At 69.8% G+C, this 20,680-nt stretch carries 19 protein-coding genes; 3 read left to right on the forward strand and 16 right to left on the reverse strand.

Annotated elements, in window-relative coordinates; all coding sequences use genetic code 11:
* The 10 genes from BFF76_RS09770 to BFF76_RS09815 all read right to left on the reverse strand — a co-directional run.
* A partial coding sequence (locus BFF76_RS09770) for a glycoside hydrolase family 43 protein (RefSeq protein ID WP_065848023.1) occupies positions 1-1,237 on the reverse strand: 1,237 nt, incomplete at its 3' end.
* Positions 1,234-2,058 (reverse strand): DUF6807 domain-containing protein, encoded by an 825-nt coding sequence (locus tag BFF76_RS09775; RefSeq protein ID WP_053929731.1) that lies wholly within the window; start codon positions 2,056-2,058, stop codon positions 1,234-1,236. The genes BFF76_RS09770 and BFF76_RS09775, both read right to left, overlap by 4 nt.
* Complete coding sequence (locus BFF76_RS09780) at positions 2,055-3,224, reverse strand: Gfo/Idh/MocA family protein (RefSeq protein WP_031094571.1); 1,170 nt, start codon at positions 3,222-3,224, stop codon at positions 2,055-2,057. Before BFF76_RS09780 ends, BFF76_RS09775 begins: the two co-directional genes overlap by 4 nt.
* Positions 3,225-3,270: 46 nt before the next feature.
* The gene (locus BFF76_RS09785; RefSeq protein WP_065848024.1) at positions 3,271-4,188 is read right to left on the reverse strand and encodes a carbohydrate ABC transporter permease; all 918 of its coding nucleotides are present in this window, start codon (positions 4,186-4,188) and stop codon (positions 3,271-3,273) included.
* The gene (locus BFF76_RS09790) at positions 4,185-5,123 is read right to left on the reverse strand and encodes a carbohydrate ABC transporter permease (protein WP_031094568.1); all 939 of its coding nucleotides are present in this window, start codon (positions 5,121-5,123) and stop codon (positions 4,185-4,187) included. The genes BFF76_RS09785 and BFF76_RS09790 overlap by 4 nt, the downstream gene beginning before the upstream one ends.
* A gap of 122 nt (positions 5,124-5,245) precedes the next feature.
* Positions 5,246-6,991, reverse strand: coding sequence for an L-arabinonate dehydratase (gene araD / locus BFF76_RS09795; protein WP_053929730.1), 1,746 nt, complete (start codon positions 6,989-6,991; stop codon positions 5,246-5,248).
* Positions 6,988-7,890 carry a dihydrodipicolinate synthase family protein gene (locus tag BFF76_RS09800; RefSeq protein WP_031094565.1) on the reverse strand — a complete coding sequence of 301 codons (903 nt, stop codon included), beginning with the start codon at positions 7,888-7,890 and terminating at the stop codon, positions 6,988-6,990. Before BFF76_RS09800 ends, araD begins: the two co-directional genes overlap by 4 nt.
* A gap of 50 nt (positions 7,891-7,940) precedes the next feature.
* Positions 7,941-8,597 carry a GntR family transcriptional regulator gene (locus BFF76_RS09805; RefSeq protein ID WP_031094564.1) on the reverse strand — a complete coding sequence of 219 codons (657 nt, stop codon included), beginning with the start codon at positions 8,595-8,597 and terminating at the stop codon, positions 7,941-7,943.
* Positions 8,598-8,830: 233 nt separating this feature from the next.
* Positions 8,831-10,015: a hypothetical protein gene (locus BFF76_RS09810; protein WP_031094563.1), complete on the reverse strand. Its 1,185-nt coding sequence runs from the start codon at positions 10,013-10,015 to the stop codon at positions 8,831-8,833.
* Positions 10,012-10,971, reverse strand: a complete 960-nt coding sequence (locus BFF76_RS09815; protein ID WP_065848025.1) for a 5-dehydro-4-deoxyglucarate dehydratase — start codon at positions 10,969-10,971, stop codon at positions 10,012-10,014. The genes BFF76_RS09810 and BFF76_RS09815 overlap by 4 nt, the downstream gene beginning before the upstream one ends.
* A 336-nt stretch (positions 10,972-11,307) precedes the next feature.
* Between BFF76_RS09815 and BFF76_RS09820 the strand changes: the two genes are divergently transcribed.
* The gene (locus BFF76_RS09820; RefSeq protein WP_031094562.1) at positions 11,308-12,117 is read left to right on the forward strand and encodes an NAD-dependent epimerase/dehydratase family protein; all 810 of its coding nucleotides are present in this window, start codon (positions 11,308-11,310) and stop codon (positions 12,115-12,117) included.
* A 188-nt stretch (positions 12,118-12,305) separates the two neighbouring features.
* On the opposite strand, the gene BFF76_RS09825 is transcribed toward BFF76_RS09820, so the two are convergent.
* The 6 genes from BFF76_RS09825 to BFF76_RS09840 form a co-directional block, all read right to left on the reverse strand.
* Positions 12,306-12,842 (reverse strand): DUF4240 domain-containing protein, encoded by a 537-nt coding sequence (locus tag BFF76_RS09825; protein WP_065848026.1) that lies wholly within the window; start codon positions 12,840-12,842, stop codon positions 12,306-12,308.
* Between the two features lie 458 nt (positions 12,843-13,300).
* Entirely contained in the window at positions 13,301-13,606 is a 306-nt protein-coding gene (locus tag BFF76_RS09830; RefSeq protein WP_051834612.1) for a hypothetical protein, read from the reverse strand.
* A gap of 2 nt (positions 13,607-13,608) precedes the next feature.
* Entirely contained in the window at positions 13,609-15,039 is a 1,431-nt protein-coding gene (locus BFF76_RS31190; RefSeq protein ID WP_234351831.1) for an RHS repeat-associated core domain-containing protein, read from the reverse strand.
* 25 nt (positions 15,040-15,064) lie between these two features.
* Positions 15,065-18,277, reverse strand: a complete 3,213-nt coding sequence (locus BFF76_RS33635; protein ID WP_065848027.1) for a DUF6531 domain-containing protein — start codon at positions 18,275-18,277, stop codon at positions 15,065-15,067.
* A 159-nt stretch (positions 18,278-18,436) separates the two neighbouring features.
* Positions 18,437-18,745: a transposase gene (locus BFF76_RS31195; RefSeq protein ID WP_267882487.1), complete on the reverse strand. Its 309-nt coding sequence runs from the start codon at positions 18,743-18,745 to the stop codon at positions 18,437-18,439.
* A gap of 119 nt (positions 18,746-18,864) precedes the next feature.
* On the reverse strand, positions 18,865-19,590 hold the full coding sequence (locus BFF76_RS09840) for a VOC family protein (RefSeq protein ID WP_065848028.1): 726 nt from the start codon (positions 19,588-19,590) through the stop codon (positions 18,865-18,867).
* A 249-nt stretch (positions 19,591-19,839) separates the two neighbouring features.
* On the opposite strand from BFF76_RS09840, the gene BFF76_RS09845 reads away from it, so the two are divergent.
* Positions 19,840-20,073, forward strand: a complete 234-nt coding sequence (locus tag BFF76_RS09845) for a hypothetical protein (protein WP_031094557.1) — start codon at positions 19,840-19,842, stop codon at positions 20,071-20,073.
* 64 nt (positions 20,074-20,137) lie between these two features.
* Positions 20,138-20,680, forward strand: a 543-nt coding sequence (locus BFF76_RS09850) for a TerD family protein (RefSeq protein ID WP_141695582.1), incomplete at its 3' end; no start/stop codon positions are given.

Consider the following 20,680-nt stretch of genomic DNA (forward strand, 5'->3'; position numbering starts at 1 on the left):
CGTCGGCCCCGGCCTCCAGGCCGATCCAGGAGAAGGCGTCCCCGAGCACGGCGAGCCCGGCCTTGGCCCCCGGTTCACCGGTGTCCAGCGTGATGCCCACCTCGACGGTGAACTCCTCGGCGGGAAGCCGCTGCACCAGGACGTTGGGCAGGGCGCGCAGATCGTGCGCGTACGCGGTCCGCACGCAGCTGAGGCGCAGCCCGTCGCCCCCGTGGCCGACCGTCCAGCCGGGTCGCGGGTTGGCCGTCCACTGCCACTGGCGGCCGTGGCGCCCACCGGGGAAGTCGTCGTTGGAGGCAGGTGCCTCGGCTGCCTGCTCGGGGGCCTTCGGGCGGCGGTGCACGAGGACGGGTTCGCCCTCGTCGCCGATGACCGGCCAGCCTTCCCCGTCCCAGCGCATCGGCTGGAGGTGGACCACGCGGCCGTACGCCCCCCGGGCCTGGAAGTGCAGGAACCAGTCCTCACCTGCCGCGGTCCGGACCCAGCCGCCCTGGTGCGGGCCGTTGACCTCGGTGTCGCCCTGGGCGAGGACGACCCGCTCCTCGTAGGGGCCGGCGAACGTCCGCGAGCGGAAGGCGCCCTGCCAGCCGGTCTCCACTCCCCCGGCTGGGGCGAAGATCCAGAACCAGCCGTCGTGGCGGTAGACCTTGGGGCCCTCCAGGGTGAACCAGCCCGGGATCGTGTCGGCGTCGACGAGGGTCGTGCCCTCGTCGAGCAGCTCCCGTCCGTCGGGGCTCATCCGGTGGCCGGTGAGCCGGTTCTTGATGCCGGAGCGGGACTTCGCCCAGGCGTGCACCAGATATGCCTCGCCGGTCTCCTCGTCCCACAGGGGGCAGGCGTCGATCAGGCCCTTGCCGGCCTTGACGAGGTGCGGGGCGGTCCAGGGGCCGCGGATGTTCTCTGCGTTGATCTGCTGGATGCCGTGGTCGGGGTCGCCCCAGAAGATCCAGAAGCGTCCGGCGTGGTGGCGCAGCGACGGCGCCCAGACCCCGCAGTCGTGGCGGGGTACGGCGAAGTCGGCGTCCGGGCCGAGCCGTTCGAGGGCGTGGCCGACAAGGGTCCAGTTGACGAGGTCGCGGGAGTGCAGCAGGGGCAGTCCGGGGACGCGGCCGAAGCTGGAGGCGGTGAGGTAGTGGTCGTCGCCGACGCGCACGACGTCCGGGTCGGACCAGTCGGCGTTCAGGACCGGGTTGCGGTAGGTGCCGTCCCCGAGGTCGGCTCTCCAGGGCATCGTCATGCGGCTACCGCCTTGCGGACGTGGGCGGCCGCGGCGTCCCGGCCGAGGCTTCCGTCGGCGACGACGGTGACGATCCGGCGTACGACGGTGGCTCCGGCGGCGACGGGAAGCCGGCGGTCCGCGGCGAGCGAGGAGCCGACCCCCGGGTATTCGGTGGTCCGTACGAACCACGGGTCGCGCCGGGTCTCCTCGGTCGCTCCGGCGAAGACGAGCGTCCAGCCGTCCCCGGCGAGGGCCAGCCAGTCGGCCGGCTTGCCGTGCACGGCCTCCTCGCCTTCGAGGGTTCCGCTGAAGACCGCGGGCGGCGCCGCCTCCTTGGGTGCCCGCCAGAAGAAGCCGCCGTATCCGGCGCCGGGGCGGCCGTTGGTCGCGGGGCTGCCGATGGAGAGGTCCGTGCCGCTCCGGTTGGTGAGGGAGAAGGAGAAGTCCAGCGCCCAGGCGGTGCCGGAGAGTCCGGTGGCCGCGACGGTGCGGTGCTCGCGCAGCAGTTCGGTGCCGCCGGCCTCCCAGCTGAGTTCCTCCACGAAGCCGTCCGGGTCTCGCAGCTTCCAGCCGAGGTGGCGCTGGGTGCCGTGGTTGTCGAGCTCCGTGGGGCCCTGGCCGCGGACGAAGGTGCGCCCGCCCCAGAAGTTGTGCCCCGCCACGTCGGGCACCGCGACGGAGGCGCCGAGGTGGTGGATGTGGTCGGCCGGACGCTCCTCGGTGACGGGGGTGCCCGCGAGGGTGGTGACGGGGTGGAGGTAGGGGCGGCTGTCCGTTCCGGGCCCGTGTCCGTAGCGGCCGACGGGTCGTCCGGCGCAGCTGAGGAGTGCGGTGTTCATGGGGTGCTCACCTCGCTGGGGCGCGCCCAGGAGGCGCCTAGTTCGGAGAAGAGGGTGAGGGTGTCCGCCGCGGCGGCGACGGTGCCGTCGATGCCTTGCACGATGCGCCGTACGCCGTCCCCCTTGTCGGCGGGCCGGGTGTGCCAGGCGGTGTCGGGCAGCGGGGTGGGCTCGGGCGCTGTGCGTACGGCTTCGAGGACCCGCATGAACGCGCCGGTGCGCTCCGGCGGCACGAGGAGCGCGGTGCCGTGCTCCAGGTGGCCGACGAGGTTCTCCAGGAGGTCGGTCCGCCCGTGCACGGCCTCCTCGGGGCCGTGTCCGGCGCGCTGGACGAGGACCCGGTCCTGCTTGTACCAGAAGGTGATGCGGCCGCGGTCGCCGTGGACGATCACATAGGGCTCGCCGGCCTCCTCCGCGCAGAGGGTGACCGCGACGGTCACCGGCATCCCCGCGGTGGTGGTGACGCGGACACAGCTGGTGTCGTCCGACTCGATGTCGTGGGCCCGGAAGAGCTCGGTCTCGATGGAGGCCACGTCCTCGGCCGTCCCCGGGCCGGCGAGTTCGAGTGCCGTGGCGACGGCGTGGGCCAGCGGGTTGGTGAGCACCCCGTCGACCACGTCGGTGCCGCCCATCCTCCGGCGCCCGGCCCAGGGTGCGCGCCGGAAGTAGGCGTCGTCGCGGACCCAGGCTCCGGCGGCGCCGATGCCCCGGACGGTGCCGATCGCTCCGGAGCGTACGAGGTCCTTGATGGCGGGCACGGCGTGCGAGCCGAGGGACTGGAAACCGACCTGGCAGGCGATGCCCGCCTCCCGGACCCCGTCGGTCATGCGGGCGTAGTCGTCCCAGGTCGCCGCGGGCGGCTTCTCCAGGAGGAGGTGGACGCCCCGGGCCGCCGCGGTCAGGGCCAGCGTGGTGTGCGTGGGGATGGGGGTGCAGATGACGGCGGCGCGTGCGCCGGTGGAGTCCAGGAGGGCCCCGAAGTCGGCGGACTGCTCGGGCATCTCCCCGGCGAACATGTCGAGTTCGCCGTCGGTCAGCGGGTTCAGTTCGCAGACTCCGGCCAGTGTGACCAGACCCTGGTGCTGGAGCCGGCGGATGTTGGCGAGGTGCCAGCGGCCGTGGCCGCGGGCGCCGGCCAGGACGAGGGGCACGGGGGTGGTCGTCACCGGTCCGCCCTCCCCGCTCCGTGGCGGAGCTTCCAGGTCATGTGTGTCATCCCTTCACGGCGCCGGCGCTGAAGCCGGTGATGAGCCACTTCTGGATGAAGGCGAAGACGATCACCACGGGCACCGCGGCGATGACACCGCCCGCGGCCAGTGCGCCCAGGTCGACGCTGTCGGCGCCGATCAGGGTGTTGAGGCCGACCGGGATCGTCTGCTTGTCCTGTTCGCTGAGGAACATCAGCGCGAACAGGAAGTGGTTCCAGCTGTGGACGAAGGCGAACGACCCGACCGCGATCAGCCCGGGGCGCAGCAGCGGCAGGACGACGGCGCAGAACGCCTTGAAGCGCGAGCAGCCGTCCACCCAGGCTGCCTCCTCGAGGGAGACCGGCACGTTCTTGATGAAGCCGCTGATCAGGATGATCGACAGGGGGAGCTGGAAGACGGTCTCCGCGATGACGACGCTCCCCAGGGAGTTGATCATCTGGAGGTTCTTGAAGATCTCGAAGAGCGGTACGAGCATCAGCGCGCCCGGGATGAACTGCGAGCAGAGCAGCGCCAGCATGAAGGCGCCCTTGATCTTGAAGTCGAACCGCGCCAGGGCGTAGCCGCCGGCCAGCGCGACCAGAGTGGTGGCGATCAGCGTCGCGACGCCGACGATCATGCTGTTCTGGAAGAAGAGGGCGAAGCTGCGCTCGTTCCAGACCTTGGAGAAGTGGTCCCCCGTCATCGGCCAGGGCACCAGCGAGGTGGAACCCGCGGGCCGTACGGCGAACAGGAACATCCAGTAGAACGGGATGAGCGTGAAGAGCAGATAGAGGCCGAGCGGCAGGTAGATCTGCCAGCGCGGTACGTCGTCGAAGGCCCGCTCGCGCTTGGTCCGGCGGTGCGAGAAGGGGGGCGGGGCGTCGCTCCCCCGGGACGGGCCCGGAGTGCGGGCGTCGTTCTTCTCCACGAGTGCGGCAGTCACTTGTTGTCGCCTCCGAACTTGCTCAGGCGCAGATAGACGATCGAGCAGAAGAGGAGGATCACGAAGGCGACGGTGGTGAGCGCGGAGGCGTATCCGAAGTCGTGGCCCTCGATGCCTGTGTTGGCGACGTAGAGGGGCAGGGTGGTGGTCTCGCCCGCGGGTCCGCCGCCGGTGAGGGTGTAGAGCAGGTCGACGTTGTTGAACTCCCAGACCCCGCGCAGCAGGGTGGCCAGGATGATCGCGTCGCGCAGGTGCGGGAGCGTGATGTGGAAGAACTGCCGCAGCCGCCCGGCGCCGTCCACCGACGCCGCCTCGTACAGCTCCTTGGAGACGGACTGCAGGTCGGCGAGGATGAGGATGGCGAAGAAGGGGACTCCGCGCCAGAGTTCGGAGATGGTCGCCGCCCAGAAGACGGTTCCGGTGTCGGAGAGGACCGAGGTGCCGTACTCACCGATGCCGGCGTCCGCGAGGTAGCGGCTGAAGCCGGTCGAGGAGTTGTACAGCAGGATCCAGATGGTGCTGGTCAGCACCCCGGAGACGGCCCAGGGCGAGAAGACCATGGCCCGGGATATGCCGCGGCCGATGAAGGTCTGGTTGACGATCAGCGCGAGGGCGAGGCCGAGTGCGAGCTGCAGCGTGACCTGGGTGAAGACCCACTGGGCGCTGAAGCCGAGCGTCGGCCAGAACTGCTCGTCCTCGGTGAAGATCCGGGTGAAGTTGTCGAAGCCGGCGAAGCCGTTCCGCCACGGCTTGGTGACGTTGTAGTTCTGCAGGCTGTAGTAGAAGACGCTGACCACCGGATAGGCGATGAAGCCCAGCATCAGCAGGCCCGCGGGCGCGATCAGCAGATACGGCAGTCGGCGGGGGGTGGCCGAGCGGCGCTTGGGCGCCTTTCCCTTGGGGGGCGGTGTGGCCACGGCTGCGGATTGGGCCATGACGCGTCTCCGATCTCTGGAAAGTGCTGGATGTGCCGTGCTTTCGGTGCATGGTGCAAGCGCTTACCGCATGCCGTTCGGTATCCCGGACGGGGCGGTGCGCGGAATTCTCTTCGCCCGGTTCAGCCCGCGTACGGGTCGGGCACTTCTCCCTGCCGGGCCAGGAAGGTGAAGTCGCAGCCGGTGTCGGCCTGGGTGATCTGGTCCTGGTAGAGCGCCCCGTAGCCGCGCCCGTAGCGGGCGGGCGGCTCGGTCCACTCGGACCTGCGGAGCTCCAGCTCCTCGTCGGACACGTCGAGATGGAGGAGCCGTGCCTCGACGTCCAGCGTGATGAGATCACCGGTGCGGACCAGGGCGAGCGGTCCGCCGACGAAGGACTCGGGCGCGATGTGCAGGACGCAGGCCCCGTAACTGGTGCCGCTCATCCGGGCGTCGGAGAGCCGCACCATGTCCCGTACGCCCTGCTTCAGGAGGTAGTCCGGGATCGGCAGCATGCCGTACTCGGGCATGCCGGGGCCGCCCTTGGGGCCGGCGTTGCGGAGCACCAGCACATGGTCCGGGGTGAGGGCCAGGGCCGGGTCGTTGATGGTGCGCTGCATCTCCTTGTAGTCGTCGAAGACGACCGCGGGACCGGTGTGGCGCAGCAGGTGCGGCTCGGCGGCGATGTGCTTGATGACCGCGCCGTCCGGGCAGAGGTTGCCGCGCAGGACCGCCACCCCGCCCTCCTCGGCCAGCGGGTTGCCGCGCTCCCGGATGACGTCGGCGTTGTGGACGAGCGCACCGTCGAGCTGTTCGCGCATGGTGCCGTGCGTGACGGTGGGCCGGTCGAGGTGGAGTACGTCGGTGAGCCGCGCCAGGAATCCGGGCAGCCCTCCGGCGAAGTGGAAGTCCTCCATCAGGTACTTGCCGCCGGGACGGAGGTTGGCGAGGACGGGCACGGTGCGGGCGATGCGGTCGAAGTCGTCCAGGGTGAGCTTCACCCCGGAGCGGCCCGCCATCGCGATCAGGTGGATGACGGCGTTGGTGGAGCCGCCGAGCGCGAGCACGGTGGCGACCGCGTCCTCGTAGGCGTCAGCCGTGAGGATCTGCGACAGCTTCAGCTGCTGCCACACCAGTTCGACGATCCGGATCCCGGACTGCGCCGCCATCCGGTCGTGACCGGAGTCCACGGCGGGGATCGACGAGGCTCCGGGCACCGTGACGCCGAGCGCCTCCGCGGCGGCCGTCAGGGTCGAGGCGGTGCCCATCGTCATGCAGTGGCCCGGCGAGCGGGCGAGCCCGTTCTCCAGCTCCGCCATCTCGCAGTCGCCGATCAGGCCGGCCCGCTTGTCGTCCCAGTACTTCCACATGTCCGTGCCGGAGCCCAGGACCTCGTTGCGCCAGTGGCCCGGCAGCATCGGCCCGGCGGGCACGAAGACCGTCGGCAGGTCGACGGACGCGGCGCCCATCAGCAGCGCGGGCGTCGACTTGTCGCAGCCTCCCAGCAGCACGGCGCCGTCGACGGGGTAGGAGCGAAGCAGCTCCTCCGTCTCCATCGCCAGCATGTTGCGATAGAGCATCGGGGTGGGCTTCTGGAAGGTCTCGGAGAGCGTGGAGACCGGGAATTCGAGCGGGAAACCGCCCGCTTGCCACACGCCCCGCTTGACCGCCTGCGCACGCTCGCGCAGGTGGACGTGGCAGGGGTTGATGTCGGACCAGGTGTTGAGGACCGCGATGACCGGCTTGCCCAGGTGCTCCTCGGGGAGGTAGCCGAGCTGCCGGGTGCGGGCGCGGTGGCTGAACGAGCGGAGCCCGTCCGTGCCGTACCACTGGTGGCTGCGCAGCTCCTCCGGGGTGATGCGGCGGTCCGCCGCGCCGGTGCCGGTCACATCGACCACCCGGCGACCAGGCTCGCGACCTCGGCGCGCTGCTGCTCGGGGAGCGCCCGGCTCGGTGCGCGTACGTCGCGCCGGCAGAGGCCGAGCGAGGCCAGGGCCTCCTTGACGACCGTCACGTTGTTGGCGGACTGCCGGTCGGCGCGCAGGTCCTCGAAGCGGCGGATCTGTTCCCAGACCTTCATCGCGGCGAGGTAGTCGCCCGCCCGCAGCGCCTCCAGCATGGCGAGCGAGACCCCCGGGGCGACGTTGACCAGGCCGGAGGTGAAGCCGGTGGCACCGGTGGCGAAGTAGGAGGGGGCGTACAGCTCGGCGAGGCCGGCGACCCACACGAACCGCTCCAGGCCGGCGTCCCGGGCGAACGCGCCGAAGCGGGCGGCGTCGGGGACGGCGTACTTCACGCCGATGACGTTGGGGCAGCTGTCGGCGAGCTCGGCGAGGCGTTCACCGGCGAGCAGCGGGTTGCGGATGTACGGCACGACTCCGAGCCCGGGTACGGCCTCGGCGATCGCCCGGTGGTAGTCGATCCAGCCGTCCTGCGAGACGTAGGGGTGGACCGGCTGGTGCACCATCACCGCCTCGGCACCGATGTCCCTGGCGTGCTCGGCGGAGGCCACGGCGGTCGGTACGTCGTGGCCGACCCCCACCAGGACGGTGGCGCGTCCGCCGGCCTCCTCGACGGTGAGCTCGGTGACGGTACGCCGCTCGTCGGGGGTGAGCGCGTAGAACTCACCGGTGTTGCCGTTCGGGGTGACGATGCGGACGCCGCCGTCGAGCAGCCGTCGCAGCAGGGCGCGGTGCGCCGGGACGTCGATGGCCCCGTCCTCGGCGAACGGGGTCACCGGGATCGCCACTACGTCTGCGAGGGCCGCCTTCAGCGGGGAGAAGTCCATGCGGACTGACCTTTCGTCGAGGTGCTGGTGATCCGTGTCCAGCTGGTGGTTCACGCCGTGCCACCCCCGTCTTCGTCGTCGGGGAAGGCACGGCGTACGAACGATGCGATGTGGTCGTGCAGGGCACCCGCCGCGGCTTCCGCGTCGTCGGCCAGGGCGAGCCGCAGGATCTCGCGGTGCTCGGCCGCCTCGCGCTCCCAGGACGGGACCGCCGACCAGGCCACGGTCGACACGAGTGCGGCCTGGTCGCGGATCTCGTCGAGCATCCGGGCGAGCAGCGGGTTGCCGCAGGGCAGGTAGAGGGCCCGGTGGAAGTCCCGGTTGGCGAGCGACCTGTCCGCCTTGTCGATCGCCGAGTCGGAGCGCTCCAAGGCCTCCTGAGCCGCTTCCAGCGAGACCCTGCGGGTGATGGAGCGGCGCAGCGCCTCGGGTTCGAGGAGCAGGCGGACGTCGTACACCTCCCGGGCCATGGTCGCGTCCACGAGCCGTACGGTGGCACCCTTGTACTGGCTCATGACCACGAGGCCGGTGCCGGCGAGCGTCTTCAGCGCCTCGCGCACGGGCGTCTTCGACACCCCGAACTGCGCGGCGAGTTCGGTCTCCACGAGCGCCTGACCCGGCTTCAGCTGCGCGGTGAGGATCGCGTGCTTGATCGCCTCCAGCACGTACTGGGTCCTGGACGGAATCGGGGCAGGCGCAAAGGTCATGGGTGAAGAGCTCTCACATCTCGTGTATGGCGTCTCATATATGACGTACGAAGTACGACGCGATGAAGCTAGAGCGGTGGGAATGTTTCGTCAACGCTTCCGGCAAAAGAAAATCGGCGAACGCGGAACCGTGACGCTCCGGGGCCTGCGCGGTCCGGTGCCCCGGGAAACGGCACAGGTCCCCGGCCGCGTGCCGGGGACCTGTGCTTCGAGGCGCGCGCGGCGCCCCCGGATCAGCCGCCGCGTACGGCCAAGAGGGCCTTCGTGACGGCTTCCAGGTCCGGTCCGGACGCCAGACCCGCGTGGTAGAGGCGCAGTTCGTCCGCGCCGAGGGAGGCCGCGTGCGCGGCGTCCCGCTCCAGGGTGCCGGGGCTGCCGCCCATACCGGTGACCACGTTGAAGTTCGCGGCCAGCACCCCGGACAGCCCGGCGAACGGCCCGAGCACCGCCTCGCGTGCCGCGTCGCCGCCGGTGCAGGGCAGCACCACGCCGTCCGCCGTGGCCAGGATGTGGGCGGGGTCCGTCCCGACGTTGGCTCCGGTGCGGTGAGGGGCCGGGTCGGCGTGCAGCAGGACCTGGAAGCCCGGTCCCGGCGCCGCGGCGCGCACCGCGGCCACGGCGGCCTCCTGGAGGCCCCTGGCGACCCGGCCACGCCACCGCAGGGTGGCGTCGGCGAGGCCGGCCCCGAGCAGTTCCTGCACCCCGGCCCATCCCTGCCCGCCGGGCCCGGAGCCGGCCCAGACGGGTTCCAGGGCACGGCGCACGGCGGCCCGCAGCTCTTCGGCGTCCAGCCCGGCGGAGGCGTAGCCGGCCCGGCAGTCGCCGCAGAAGCAGAGGGACATCAGATACTGCGCCGCGTCCCCGAGGGCGACCCCGGAGACCTTGTCGTGGGCGTGCAGATGGGCGAAGCCGTACCAGCCGCACGACTCCAGCTCGGCGCCCGACGCCCCGGGGCGTACGGCCGCCTCCGCCGCGAGGTCCACCAGGTAGTCGTGGACGGCGGGCTGTGCGATGCAGGGCGCCCAGGGATAGCGGTCACCGTAGGCGTTGACGACGGAGGTGTCCGGATGCTCCGCGCCCAGGCGGGAGTTGTGTGCGAGGACCACCCAGGAGTGCACCTGGAGGCCGGCCCCCGCCAGGGCCTCGGCCGCCTCGGCGTACGGGTCCTCCCCCGCCACCCAGGACTGGGCGTAGGGGTGCAGCTCGCGCCCGGCCCAGCGGGCGGCGTCCGGCGGGTAGAGCACCGCCGCGTGTTCGGCGGTGACGATCCGGCGGCCGGGGTGGCGCGGGGTCAGGGCGCGGGTGGAGTGGTAGGCGGAGGCGAGCGTCACCTGCTGGACACCGAGACCGGCGAGGCGGGCGGCGGCGTCCGGGTCCCCCACGACGTCCCAGGGGTAGAGGAAGGCGGAGGCTTTCACCTGGCTCCCTCCGCGCGGTGCTTCTCCAGCAGCGTGCGGCCGGCGGCGATGACCGAGGCCAGCTCCTCGATGTGTGCGGCGGGGGGCTCGGTGAGCGGGGTGCGCACCGGCCCGACGTCCAGGCCCTCCAGCCGGACGGCCGCCTTCACGAGCGACACCGCGTAGCCGCGGCCCTTGTCGCGCAGTTCGACGAGCGGCCGGTAGAAGTGGTCGAGCAGCGCGTTGACCAGGCCGTCGTCGCCGGACTCCAGCGCCCGGTAGAAGGCCAGGGCGATGTCGGGGGCGAAGGCGAAGACAGCGGAGGAGTAGAGCGTGACGCCGATGCCCCGGTAGGCGAGCCCGGTGAGCTCGGCGGTGGGCAGCCCGTTGAAGTAGAGGAAGTCCTCGCCGGGCAGCGCGGTGCGTACGGCGCTGACGGTGCGCTGCATCCGGTCGAGGTCGCCGTGGCCGTCCTTGAGACCGATGATCCCGGGGGTCCGGGCCAGGGCGACGACGGTCTCCGGGGTGAAGAGCGCGTTGTCCCGCTGGTAGACGATCGTCTCCAGTGAGGTGGCGGCGGCGAGTGCGGCGTAGTGGGCCAGCAGCCCCTCCTGGCCGGCGACGACGAGGTAGGGCGGCATGGCGAGGAGCCCGTCCGCTCCAGCCTCCTCGGCGGCCTTCGCGTACTGGATCGCGAGTGCCGTGCCGTAGCCGGCGCCGGCGACGACGGGCACCTGTCCCGCGGCCTCCTCGACGGCGGCCCGGACGACGGTCCGGAACTCCTCCGGGGCCAGGGCGTGGAACTCCCCGGTGCCGCAGCAGGCGAAGACGGCTGCCGCACCGGCGTCGATGCCCTTGCGCACGTGCGCGCGGAAGACGTCGGGGTCGACGGCGCCGTCCGGCCCGTAGGCGGTGACGGGGAAGAAGAGCGGCCCGGCGACGTCGGTGAGTCGGGCGGCAAGGGGGGCTGAGGTCACGGGCGCTCCCTGAGCAGGTCCAGGCGTGCACAATTATGATCGGTGTCCATATTTCTGAACGCCGCCACGCTAAGGCAGTCGCGCGGCGCCGGTCAAGACGCGAACAGCCAACCCAGGCGCGGACCTGCCCGCACGGAGCGACACTTGACGGAGTCCACCGCGAGTTCTTAGCTTGTCCACGCATGTGAATGCCGACCACGCATTTGCCGCACCGTGCGGTTGCGTGACATCCGCGTGCCACGCGTACCTTGCTGTTCGCACATCCGGCCCCGCGCGGCACCGCACCGTCCGCGCACACCGCGTACGCGCCCTGCGCCCGCACCGAGGAGATCCCGTATGCCCGCTCCCCGCACCGTCCTGCTCACCGGCGCCGCCGGCGGCCTCGGCACCCTGATGCGGGGGCTGCTTCCCGCGTACGGCTACGACCTCCGGCTCTTCGACCTCACACCCGTCGAGGGCGAACCGGACGCCGTCACCGCCGACCTCGGCGACAAGGACGCGCTGCGGGAGGCCGTGCGGGGCGTCGACGCGGTCATCCACCTCGCGGGCATCTCCCTGGAAGCACCGTTCGAGAAGATCCTGCGCTCCAACATCGAAGGCACCTACAACCTCTACGAGGCCGCGCGCGAGGAGGGCGTCGGGCGCATCGTGTTCGCGTCCTCCAACCACGCCATCGGCTACACCCCGCGCCCGCTCGCCGGTGACCCGCTGATCCCCGTCGACACCCCCCGCCGCCCCGACACCTTCTACGGCCTGTCGAAGTCCTTCGGCGAGGACCTCGCGCAGCTCTACTGGGACAAGCACGGCATGGAGACCGTCTCCGTGCGCATCGGCTCCTGCTTCATGGAGCCGACATCGGTACGGATGCTCTCCGTCTGGATGAGCCCCGGCGACGGAGCGCGCCTCTTCCACGCGGCGCTCACCGCCGAGGACGTGCGGCACACCGTGGTGTACGGCTCCTCGGACAACACCCGCCTGTGGTGGGACCTGACGACGGCCCGCTCCCTCGGATACGACCCGCAGGACGACTCCGAGCAGTACGCGGACAAACTCATCGCCGAGCACGGCGAGCTGGACCCGGAGAATCCCGACCACGCCCACCTCGGCGGCCACTTCGTCACGAACCCGCCGATCTGGCCCTACTAGGCCGTGTCCGCAGCGTCCCGCCGGCCCCGCGTGACGGCGATTTAGAAGGGCCGGCGGAAACACGGCCTCAGCCCCGCCGCGGGGGCCTTTGCACGGAGAACTCGGTGTCCTGACGGCGTGACGGACAGCGATCTTCGCGAGCCTTCCGGCCTGCTGGTTGACCTCACCTCGTGACTGCGAGTTTCCACTTACTCCAGGAAGAGAGCTGCCAAGCGTGGCAGTCGGCGGGTCATTTCGCTGTGGTCGTCGAAGTCGAAGTTCCAAGTGAGGTCCAGCTCCGGATATCGGATGCTGAACGCGTCGTCAGGGAGTTGCTTGCCGGTCGCCATGACATGTGCGCTCCAAGCAATGCTGAGCGCCTCCTCACAGTCGAGATCGACTCCGTCGGCAGCTGAGGCTCGCACGATGGGTACTTCTGCCAGGGCATCGGGGTCAGCGACTATGCACTCGAAGACCTCGCGCCCCTGCGCGATCAACCAGCCGCGGAAGTAGTCGAAGCCGTCGTCGGAGCATCCGCCGTTGATCACGTAGGCAGCGGCCCACAGAGGATTCGTGTAGGAGTCGGCCATCAGGTCCCACAACGCCTGCTGAGCGGCAACGATCTCCTCGGCCGGGTGTGTGGCCAGCAGCGAGGCTGCCCGGTGGACGACCGCTTCTCCGTCGTTCGGATCGGACGCCTGGTTACGGGCTGCCTCGATGAGTTGCCAGAACTGCTGTTTGTTCATGGCGGCAGAGCATGCCACCTGGTACTGACACTGCGTCTGCCCCCACCCACGTCGCCTGGGTCAGCGTGTGTGGTCGCCGGGGGCGTATCGGCTCCAGGTTCCTCCAGCTTCGGTGACCAGGTGGGTGGTTGTCTTGTCGTGGTAGCCGAGCGCCTTCGCGATGACGGGGGCCGCGGCTTGGAGGACGAGTTGGCGGAGGTCCTGCCGCGTTGCGGTGGGAGGCCGATCTTCCGCAGGTGGACTTGGAGGCTGACCGGGTTCATCGGCTGTCCGGGCCGGCAGCCGGGGAAGAGCCACTGTGAGCTTCTGCTGCTGGCGCAGGGCAGGTGCTGGCAGGACTGGACGTATGCCCGCATGAGGTGCGACGGGCTCCGCCGGACGGTGACGGTGGCCCGGTCGTCACTGACGATATCCGTGGTCGCCGCCGTCGTCGACGGCGAGCCCCAACGTCAGCAGGTCTACGGCGCTGCCAGGGCGGAGGTTACTTCATCGGTTTCGCCTCGGGCGGTCATCAGGAGCAGCCCGACAACGTCGTCCCAGGAGGAGAGCGTCGCATCCACAGGTTCCGACTGAGCGGATTCGACGTTCTGCCACCGCACAAACCTGTCCGGGAAGACACTCAGCGACCATCCGGACTCGTGCTGCAGTGAGACATCCGGATGTTCCTCGTCCGCGCTGCTGATTTCAGCAAGAAGGGAGCGGATCTGCGCCTCGTCGGGCTCGTCGATCTCCTCGCCCATGGCGTCATACATGAAATAGGTCACGGTTATGCTCTCCGGTTGGGCGGTGCACCGTTGGGAATGGCCCATTCAGCATATCCACCGGAATAGCCCGGATGGAGAACGTCCCACCACGGGCTTCCGGAGGTGTGCTGGTACCGGGGAACCAGCCTCATCACACCCTCTCTGCCCTGGGCGTTGGCTCTGGGCTCATGCTGCCATGTGAAACCTGCGGGGGTCCTTCGCCCGCCGACAGAGCTCACGCGAGCGGCGATGCCTGGCGAGAACTGGTCAAGGAACCGGCCGAGTGCAGGATCGGCTCGGATCGCCGCGTCCAGTGAAGCGTTGGCGCGGTTGAAGTGGACAGCACGGCTCTCTCCGTAGTCAGTGCGGTTGAGCTGCATCTCGTAGACGGCGGTGTAGCCGCGGGGATTGATGGCGGCACCGGTTCGAGGGCAGGTTCCGGGCTTGAGGCCTTCGGGGTCGATCCAGGTGTGCGGATTGTGGACATAGCTGACCGGGTCTGGGGCCGGTTCCAGGCCGAGCGGGTCGGGGCTGGTGTATCGGGCTGTCTCGGGGTCGTAGTGGCGGAAGTAGTTGTAGTGGAGCCCGGTCTCGGCATCGGCGTACTGGCCGGGGAAGCGGAGTGGGGTGTGCGCGGTGGAACCGGAGTGGACGGCAGTGGTTCCCCAGACAGTCGTACGGGTGTGCCAGGCGATGGTTCCGGTCTCGTCGACGAGTTCGGTCGGGGTGCCGACGAGGTCGGTGACGATGGCGAAGAAGCGCGAGTCGGTCTCTTCCTGGGGCACTCGCCTGCGTTCGATCTGAGCCAGCGGCTCATGCCCTTCGCGGACCCAGGTGAGGGTGGTCCCCGTGGCGGTCGTCGTCTGCTCGGCGAGGTGAGAGCCATCCCAGGTGAAACGAGTCTCATCAATGGCCGAACCAGCGCTGCCCAAACGGTACTTCGCGGTGCGGCGTCCGAGCGGATCGTAGCGGTAGTACCACGATGTGCCATCGGGGGTGGCACAGGAAGTCAGGCGGTCCTCGGCGTCCCAGGAATAGCGCCACACGTCGGGGCTGCGCGAGAGCCGCTTCTTGACACGTTCGACAAGGCGTCCTGCCGCATCGTAGCGGTAGTGGGTGTCTCCGGCCCGGGTAAGGAGTGTGCCCGAGTAGTCCCGAGAGCCCCGCGCCATAGGATCCGCGCTGCGGTCGGGCCATTGAGCATCTCGCTGATTACCTGCCTGGTCGTAGGCGTACCGCTCCGGCCCGGCAGGGCCGTCCGACTCCAAAGGGCGGCCGACGGCGTCCAGGGTGTAGCGGGCGGCATGTCCGGTCGCCCCGTCAGTGACGGCGGTCAGGTAGTGATCGGGGCGGTACATGTAGTCGCGCGCCCGCAACAGGTGCGATCGGCTTGACGGGGGCAGGGATGCCGCCGGCTGCCGTCCGAGTATCTGCTGCACCTGACGGCCGTTCATGTCCCAGACGGAGGCGAGCCAAACGTTACTGCCGAGCGTACGGTGCGTCTCGCGGCCCGCAGCGTCGTAGATGAAGCGCAGGGTGTGCCGTGCGTCGACGGTCAGGGATGTGCGGTGGCCGCTCGCATTCCACTCCGAGGTGGCGGTGGAGCCTGTGGGCGTCGTACGCGAGACCGGCCGGCCGGCGGCGTCGTAGGCGACGCGGAGGGTGGCGCCGTCCACGTTCTGCGCGACGAGCCGTCCGGCAGCGTCGTACGGTCTCCAGGCTGCCGTCGGGTGACGTGGCGGACGTCAAGCGGGAGAGCTCGTCATAGCGGAACTGCGTCTGTGTCTCGCCGACGACCTTGGATATAAGGCGCCCTGCGGCGTCGAAGCTGAAGGCGATGATGTCGCCGGAGGGCGTGGTGCGGGCAGAAGGCTGTCCGGCCGGATCGTACGCGTGCAGGGTGGTACGCCCGTCGAAGTCGGTCTCGGAGGTCGGACGCCCGAGTGGGTCGTAGACGTACTTCCAACTCAGCGACTGGGGGTTGGTGACACATATGGGGCGCATCTCGGTGTCGTACGCGAATCGTTCGGCGGCGCCGTCCGGGGAGGTACGGGAGGAGAGCAGGTCGAAGGGGCCGTAGGTGAAGCGGGTGATGCCGCCGTGCGGGTCGGTGTGACTGGTGCAGTTGCCCTCGCCGTCCCATGTCCAGGATTCGGCGAGGCCGTCCGGTGCGGTGCGGCGTGCACGGCGGCCTTCAGCGTCCCAGCTGATGGTCGTGAGGTACCCGAGGGCGTCGGTCAGCGCGACGGGGTGGCCGAAGTCGTCGCGGACACAGTGGCTCGTCGCCCCGAGCGGATCGGTCATCATCACGGGCAGGCCCGCGGCGTCGGCCTCGACGGCGGTGGTGGCCCCCAGTGGGTCGGTGGCGGTGGCAACGGCTCCGGTGGGGTGGTGAGTGAAAGAATGAACCCTTTCGTCGGCGCCCGTTGAGCGGACGAGGTTGCCGCGGGCGTTGAACTCCTGGCGGACCGTCGTGCCGTCCTGGCGGGTCAGTTTCACCGGCAGATGCAGGTGGTCGTAGGTGACGCGGACGGTGGCGCCGTCGGGGGCGGTGGTAGCGAGCAGGTTGCCGTTTTCATCCCATTCCCAGCACGTGGTGCGGCCGAGCGGGTCCGTGCGGGAGAGCAGGTTGTCGCGGAGGTCCCACCGTTGAGTGGTGGTGTGTCCGAGAGGGTCGGTAATAGCAATTATCTGCCCGTGCCGGTTGGACCGGTAGAGGGTGCTGTGTCCGAGGGAGTCGGTGTAGGTGACCGTACTGGTGCCGTCGGACTCCTGCGGCCCGTAGACGATGCGGGAGCTGAGTATGCCGTCGGTGCCTTGTGTAGCACTCACACGCCCTGCGAGGTCGTACGTATAGTCGAACGCAGTTTCGTTGGTATCCCGCCATCCGATGATGCGGTGCGCGTTGTCGTAAGAAAAATTTGTCGTGGCGTCGACGGCATTGCGCAGCCGGACCATGTTCCCGGCGTCGTCATAGCCGAAGGTGCGCAGCCGGACCGGGCTCTCGCCCGTAGGCGCGGACAGGCCGGTGACACGCCCCAGGTAGGCGTCCGAGTCGACGCGGACCCGGTAGCCGCCGCTGTGACTGACTTCGAGAGGAAGCCCGTCCTCGCCGCGCTCCACGGTTACGGTGTTTCCGTTGCGGTCCTCGATGCAGACGAGCCACCAGAGGTCGTCGCGGGAGGTGGCGGCTTCGAAGTGGCGCACCAGTCCGGTACGGAAGTCCTGGACGGTCAGCGCATAACTGCTACCACGGGTGACATAGACAAGCGGCATCTGTGCGCCCGCCGCAGGAGCCACTCGGTCGCCGGGTATGTCCGGCAGGCGCGGGTAGGCCAAGGCGGAGCCATCCTCCCGGTACCACCAGATGCCACCCAGAACGTCGTCCCGCTCAAGTCGTTCGTCCAGCGTGCACGCCCAGGACGGTCCGAAAGAGCGGCCGGCCTGGTATCCGGACAGGTGAGTCCGGCGCAGCACCAGCGGCAGCACGCCCGGCAGATCAACATCCACCTGCTCGAGCACCATCTGGCCGCTGGCCATGTCGATAGGATCGCCGCACGTCTCCTTGTCGGCCAACGCACGGGCCTGCTGGGACAGCTTCGACGAGTCGGAGTTCAACAAGTCCCTGGGCTTGCGGGCAGATCCGGATCCGTCCGGCCGCCTGCGAGTGGATCCAGGACTGTCGTTCCGTCCATCGTGCCCGGCGCTGTCACGGGGATCGCCGCTCTTGACCGCCCTGATGCGGTCGTCGATGTCCAGGTCAGTGCTCTTGTGAATTTTGGAGCTCAGACCGATCGCGTCGGGCAACTCCTTGCCGACGTGGTTCCCGATGTGCTTGTGGCCTTTGGTCAGCTTCTCGACCACGCCCTCGATGGTGGAGTCGAGGACTGCGGTGAGGGAGTCCTTCCCTCTCGCCCGGCCATGGTGGCTCTTGGCCTTGCCTATCTTGCCCGCGGCGCGGGTGAGCATCGACACCTGCACACTCGCGAGTTTGCCGCCGGTGGCGGAGTGGGCGTCATGGTCGATGCCCAGGCCTGCCCCCGGCCCACCGCCGCCCGCGACGGAATTGAGCTGGAGCCCGTCCTTGGCCGCCTGAGGGACATCGACTCCGTCCTGCTGACCAGTGACATTCATCGCGGTCTGGATCGCCAGATCCGTCACAATGCTCTCCAACGCCGCCACCGCGGGCTGGGTGAGGGTGGCGACGATCTCCGAGACCGCCGCCTCCGCCATCTCCTTCAGGATCCGCTTGAACGCGATACGGGTAGCCGCGATTTTCGCGCCGGCCAGAAGAGTCGAAAGACCAGCCGTCACCGGAGCGAAGGCCAGCGTCACTCCCACCGTGGCGCACAGATCTGCAAGCTCACCCACCGCTGCAATCTTCCGGGCCACGATGATGTCCGCGACCCGGTCCAACGCACCCGCGATGATCCGCGCCGCCTTCGCCAAATCCTTGTGCTTGCTCTGCACTTTCGACCAGTGCTTGTCCAGCGCGGCCAGCGACTCGCTCCGCCCGGAGGAAATCAACCGCTGCACGTACTGATGGGCGGCATAGCCGTCGTCGTCCGCGTCTTCCGCGAACTCCCGCAACGCGTCCGCCATATCGCGGTATGCGTCCTCGTCCACATTGGGCCAGCCCACACCGACCACGTCCAGCATCGTGTCGACACCCTCAGGAATCGTGTAGCCCACGACGCAACAACCCCCGCAACAGACATGAACCTGACCAACAAGATCAATCAGCATGTCATGGAACGAGCCCACAGCCCCAGGCCGTTTGTCGCCGTACTTAGAACGTCCAGTACTAGGGCGAATCTGCACAGTTCGGCATCAGTCAGCCGACGTCGTTGATCAAACCCGGCTGCAGTCCCGGATCCAGATCGTCCAGCGTGCCGTCACCGACCTCGTCGGAGAGATCAGCAGTCCGGTCAGGACCGCCGACCAGACACCATCGCGCTGCCAGCGACGGAAGAGCCCGTAGACCGTCTGCCACGGACCGTACTCGGGCGGCAGATCCCGCCACGGAGTACCAGTCCGCACCCGCCGACGGATCCCGTCGATCAACCGCCGCCGGCCTAGCGATGGCCTGCCCAATACCGAGACCAGCAACAACGGCTCCAGCACCGCCCACTGGTCATCTGGAAGATCCTCTCGCCCCACAAGATCATCACGATACAAGGCGAGACAGGAACCGGTTCTAAAGCACCTAGCTGTATTGACCCTCAGCGTCCCGCCGGCCCCGCGTGACGGCGCTTTCGAGGGCCGGCGGACACACGGCTTCAGCCCCGCCGCGGGGGCCTTTGCACGGAGAACTCGTTGCCGTCGGGGTCGAGCATCAGCACCATGCCGCCCTCGCCCTCGCCGGTGAGCGTCGCGCCGAGCGAGACCAGGCGGCCGGCCTCCGCGTCCCGGTCGGTGCCGGCGGGGAGCGCGAGCTCGAAGTACAGCCTGTTCGTACCCGCCTTCGGCGCCACCGGGGGTCCGCCCCAGGTGATCTTCGTACCGCCGTCCGGCGACTGGATCGCGGTCTCCTGGTCCTGGTCCCAGACCAGCGGCCACCGCAGCGCCCTGCTCCAGAAGTAGCCGACCTCCTGCGTGCCGTCGCAGGCCAGCGCTCCGATGACACCGGTGTGGGCGAGGAACTCGTTGCCCGCCTCGATGACACAGAACTCGTTGCCGTCCGGATCGGCGAGCACCACATGCCCCTCTTCCGGGAGCTGGCCCACGTCGATGTGGGTCCCGCCGAGCTCCAGCACCCTGGCCACCGTCTGCCGCTGATCCTCCGGGGAGGTGCTCGTCAGGTCGAAGTGCGCCCGGTTCTGAGCGGTCTTCGGCTCCCGGCCCGGCCGGAAACGGATGCGGAACCCGGTGGGACCAGGGGGCAGAATCGCGATGTCGCCGTCCGGGCCGTCCACCTGCTCCCAGCCGAGGACCCCGGACCAGAACCGCGCCAGGCCGGACGGCCGGGTCGCGTTGAAGCAGATCGCGAACAGTTCACTGGCCATACCCGGTGCATCTCCGATACGTCGACGGTCGATACGGCGCCTCGCCCGCCGCGCGAGCGCAGCCTAGGGCCGCCGCACGGCACCCGCATCCGAGTTTCCCTCCCGGGGCCCGGCCGCCCCGTCGGGGCGAAGGCAGGACGGGACGGCGGAGTTCACACCGGCGGGGCCGGCGCGCGCGGGCCTTCCCGGGACGCCTCGTGGAGCCGAATTACCCTGCTCGCGGTCCGCGTGGACGGGCATCATACGACCATGCCGAAACCATCCGGATTCCAGTACGAGCAGCAGGGTGACGCGACCGTCACCGTCACCCACCACGGCCGCCCCGCGGGAACCCTGCGCGGCGACCGGGCGGCGAAGTTCCTGGCCGAAGTGACGTCCGGCGACGCCCAGCTCGTGATGGCGCGCTGGACGGGCGCGTACCGGCACGGCAACGAGCGCGCCGCCCGTGACCACCCGCGCAACCGGGCGCGCGGCGGGCGCTGAGCCGTACGGAGCAAGCCCCCGAAGGTAAGGGAACGGCAAAGCCGGGTCGTTCGTTACTCCGTGCATGACCGCAATGACCCCCGGCTCGAACATCCCTCTCTCCGCCGCCCGCGTGGCGGTGGACGTCGCCGCCCCGGTGCGGCTCGACGTCTCGGGCCTGCTGCTCACCGCCGACGGCAAGGTGCGCTCCGACGACGACTTCATCTTCTACAACCAGCCCTCGGGCCCCGGCGTGACCTACCGCTCCGGCGGCGGCTCCGCGCCCGACGCGATCGTGGTGGACACCACGGCGGTCCCCCCGGGCATCGAGAAGATCGTGGTCACGGCGAGCCCCGACGCCGCAGGCCAGACCTTCCAGGGCGTCGAGCCCACCGCCACCGTGCGCAACGCGGACGACGGCAGCGCGCTCGCCACCTTCACCCCGCCGCAGCTGGGCGGCGAGACGGCGCTGGTGGTCATCGAGATCTACCTGCGCAACGGCGCCTGGAAGGCCCGCGCGGTCGGCCAGGGCTATGCGAACGGGCTGGCGGGCATCGCCACGGACTTCGGCGTCTCGGTGGAGGAGCCCGCCGCGGCCGCGCCGCCCGCCCCTGCGGCGGCCCCCGTC

It is taken from the genome of Streptomyces mutomycini, from assembly GCF_001700505.1.
Classification (GTDB): Bacteria; Actinomycetota; Actinomycetes; order Streptomycetales; family Streptomycetaceae; genus Streptomyces; species Streptomyces mutomycini.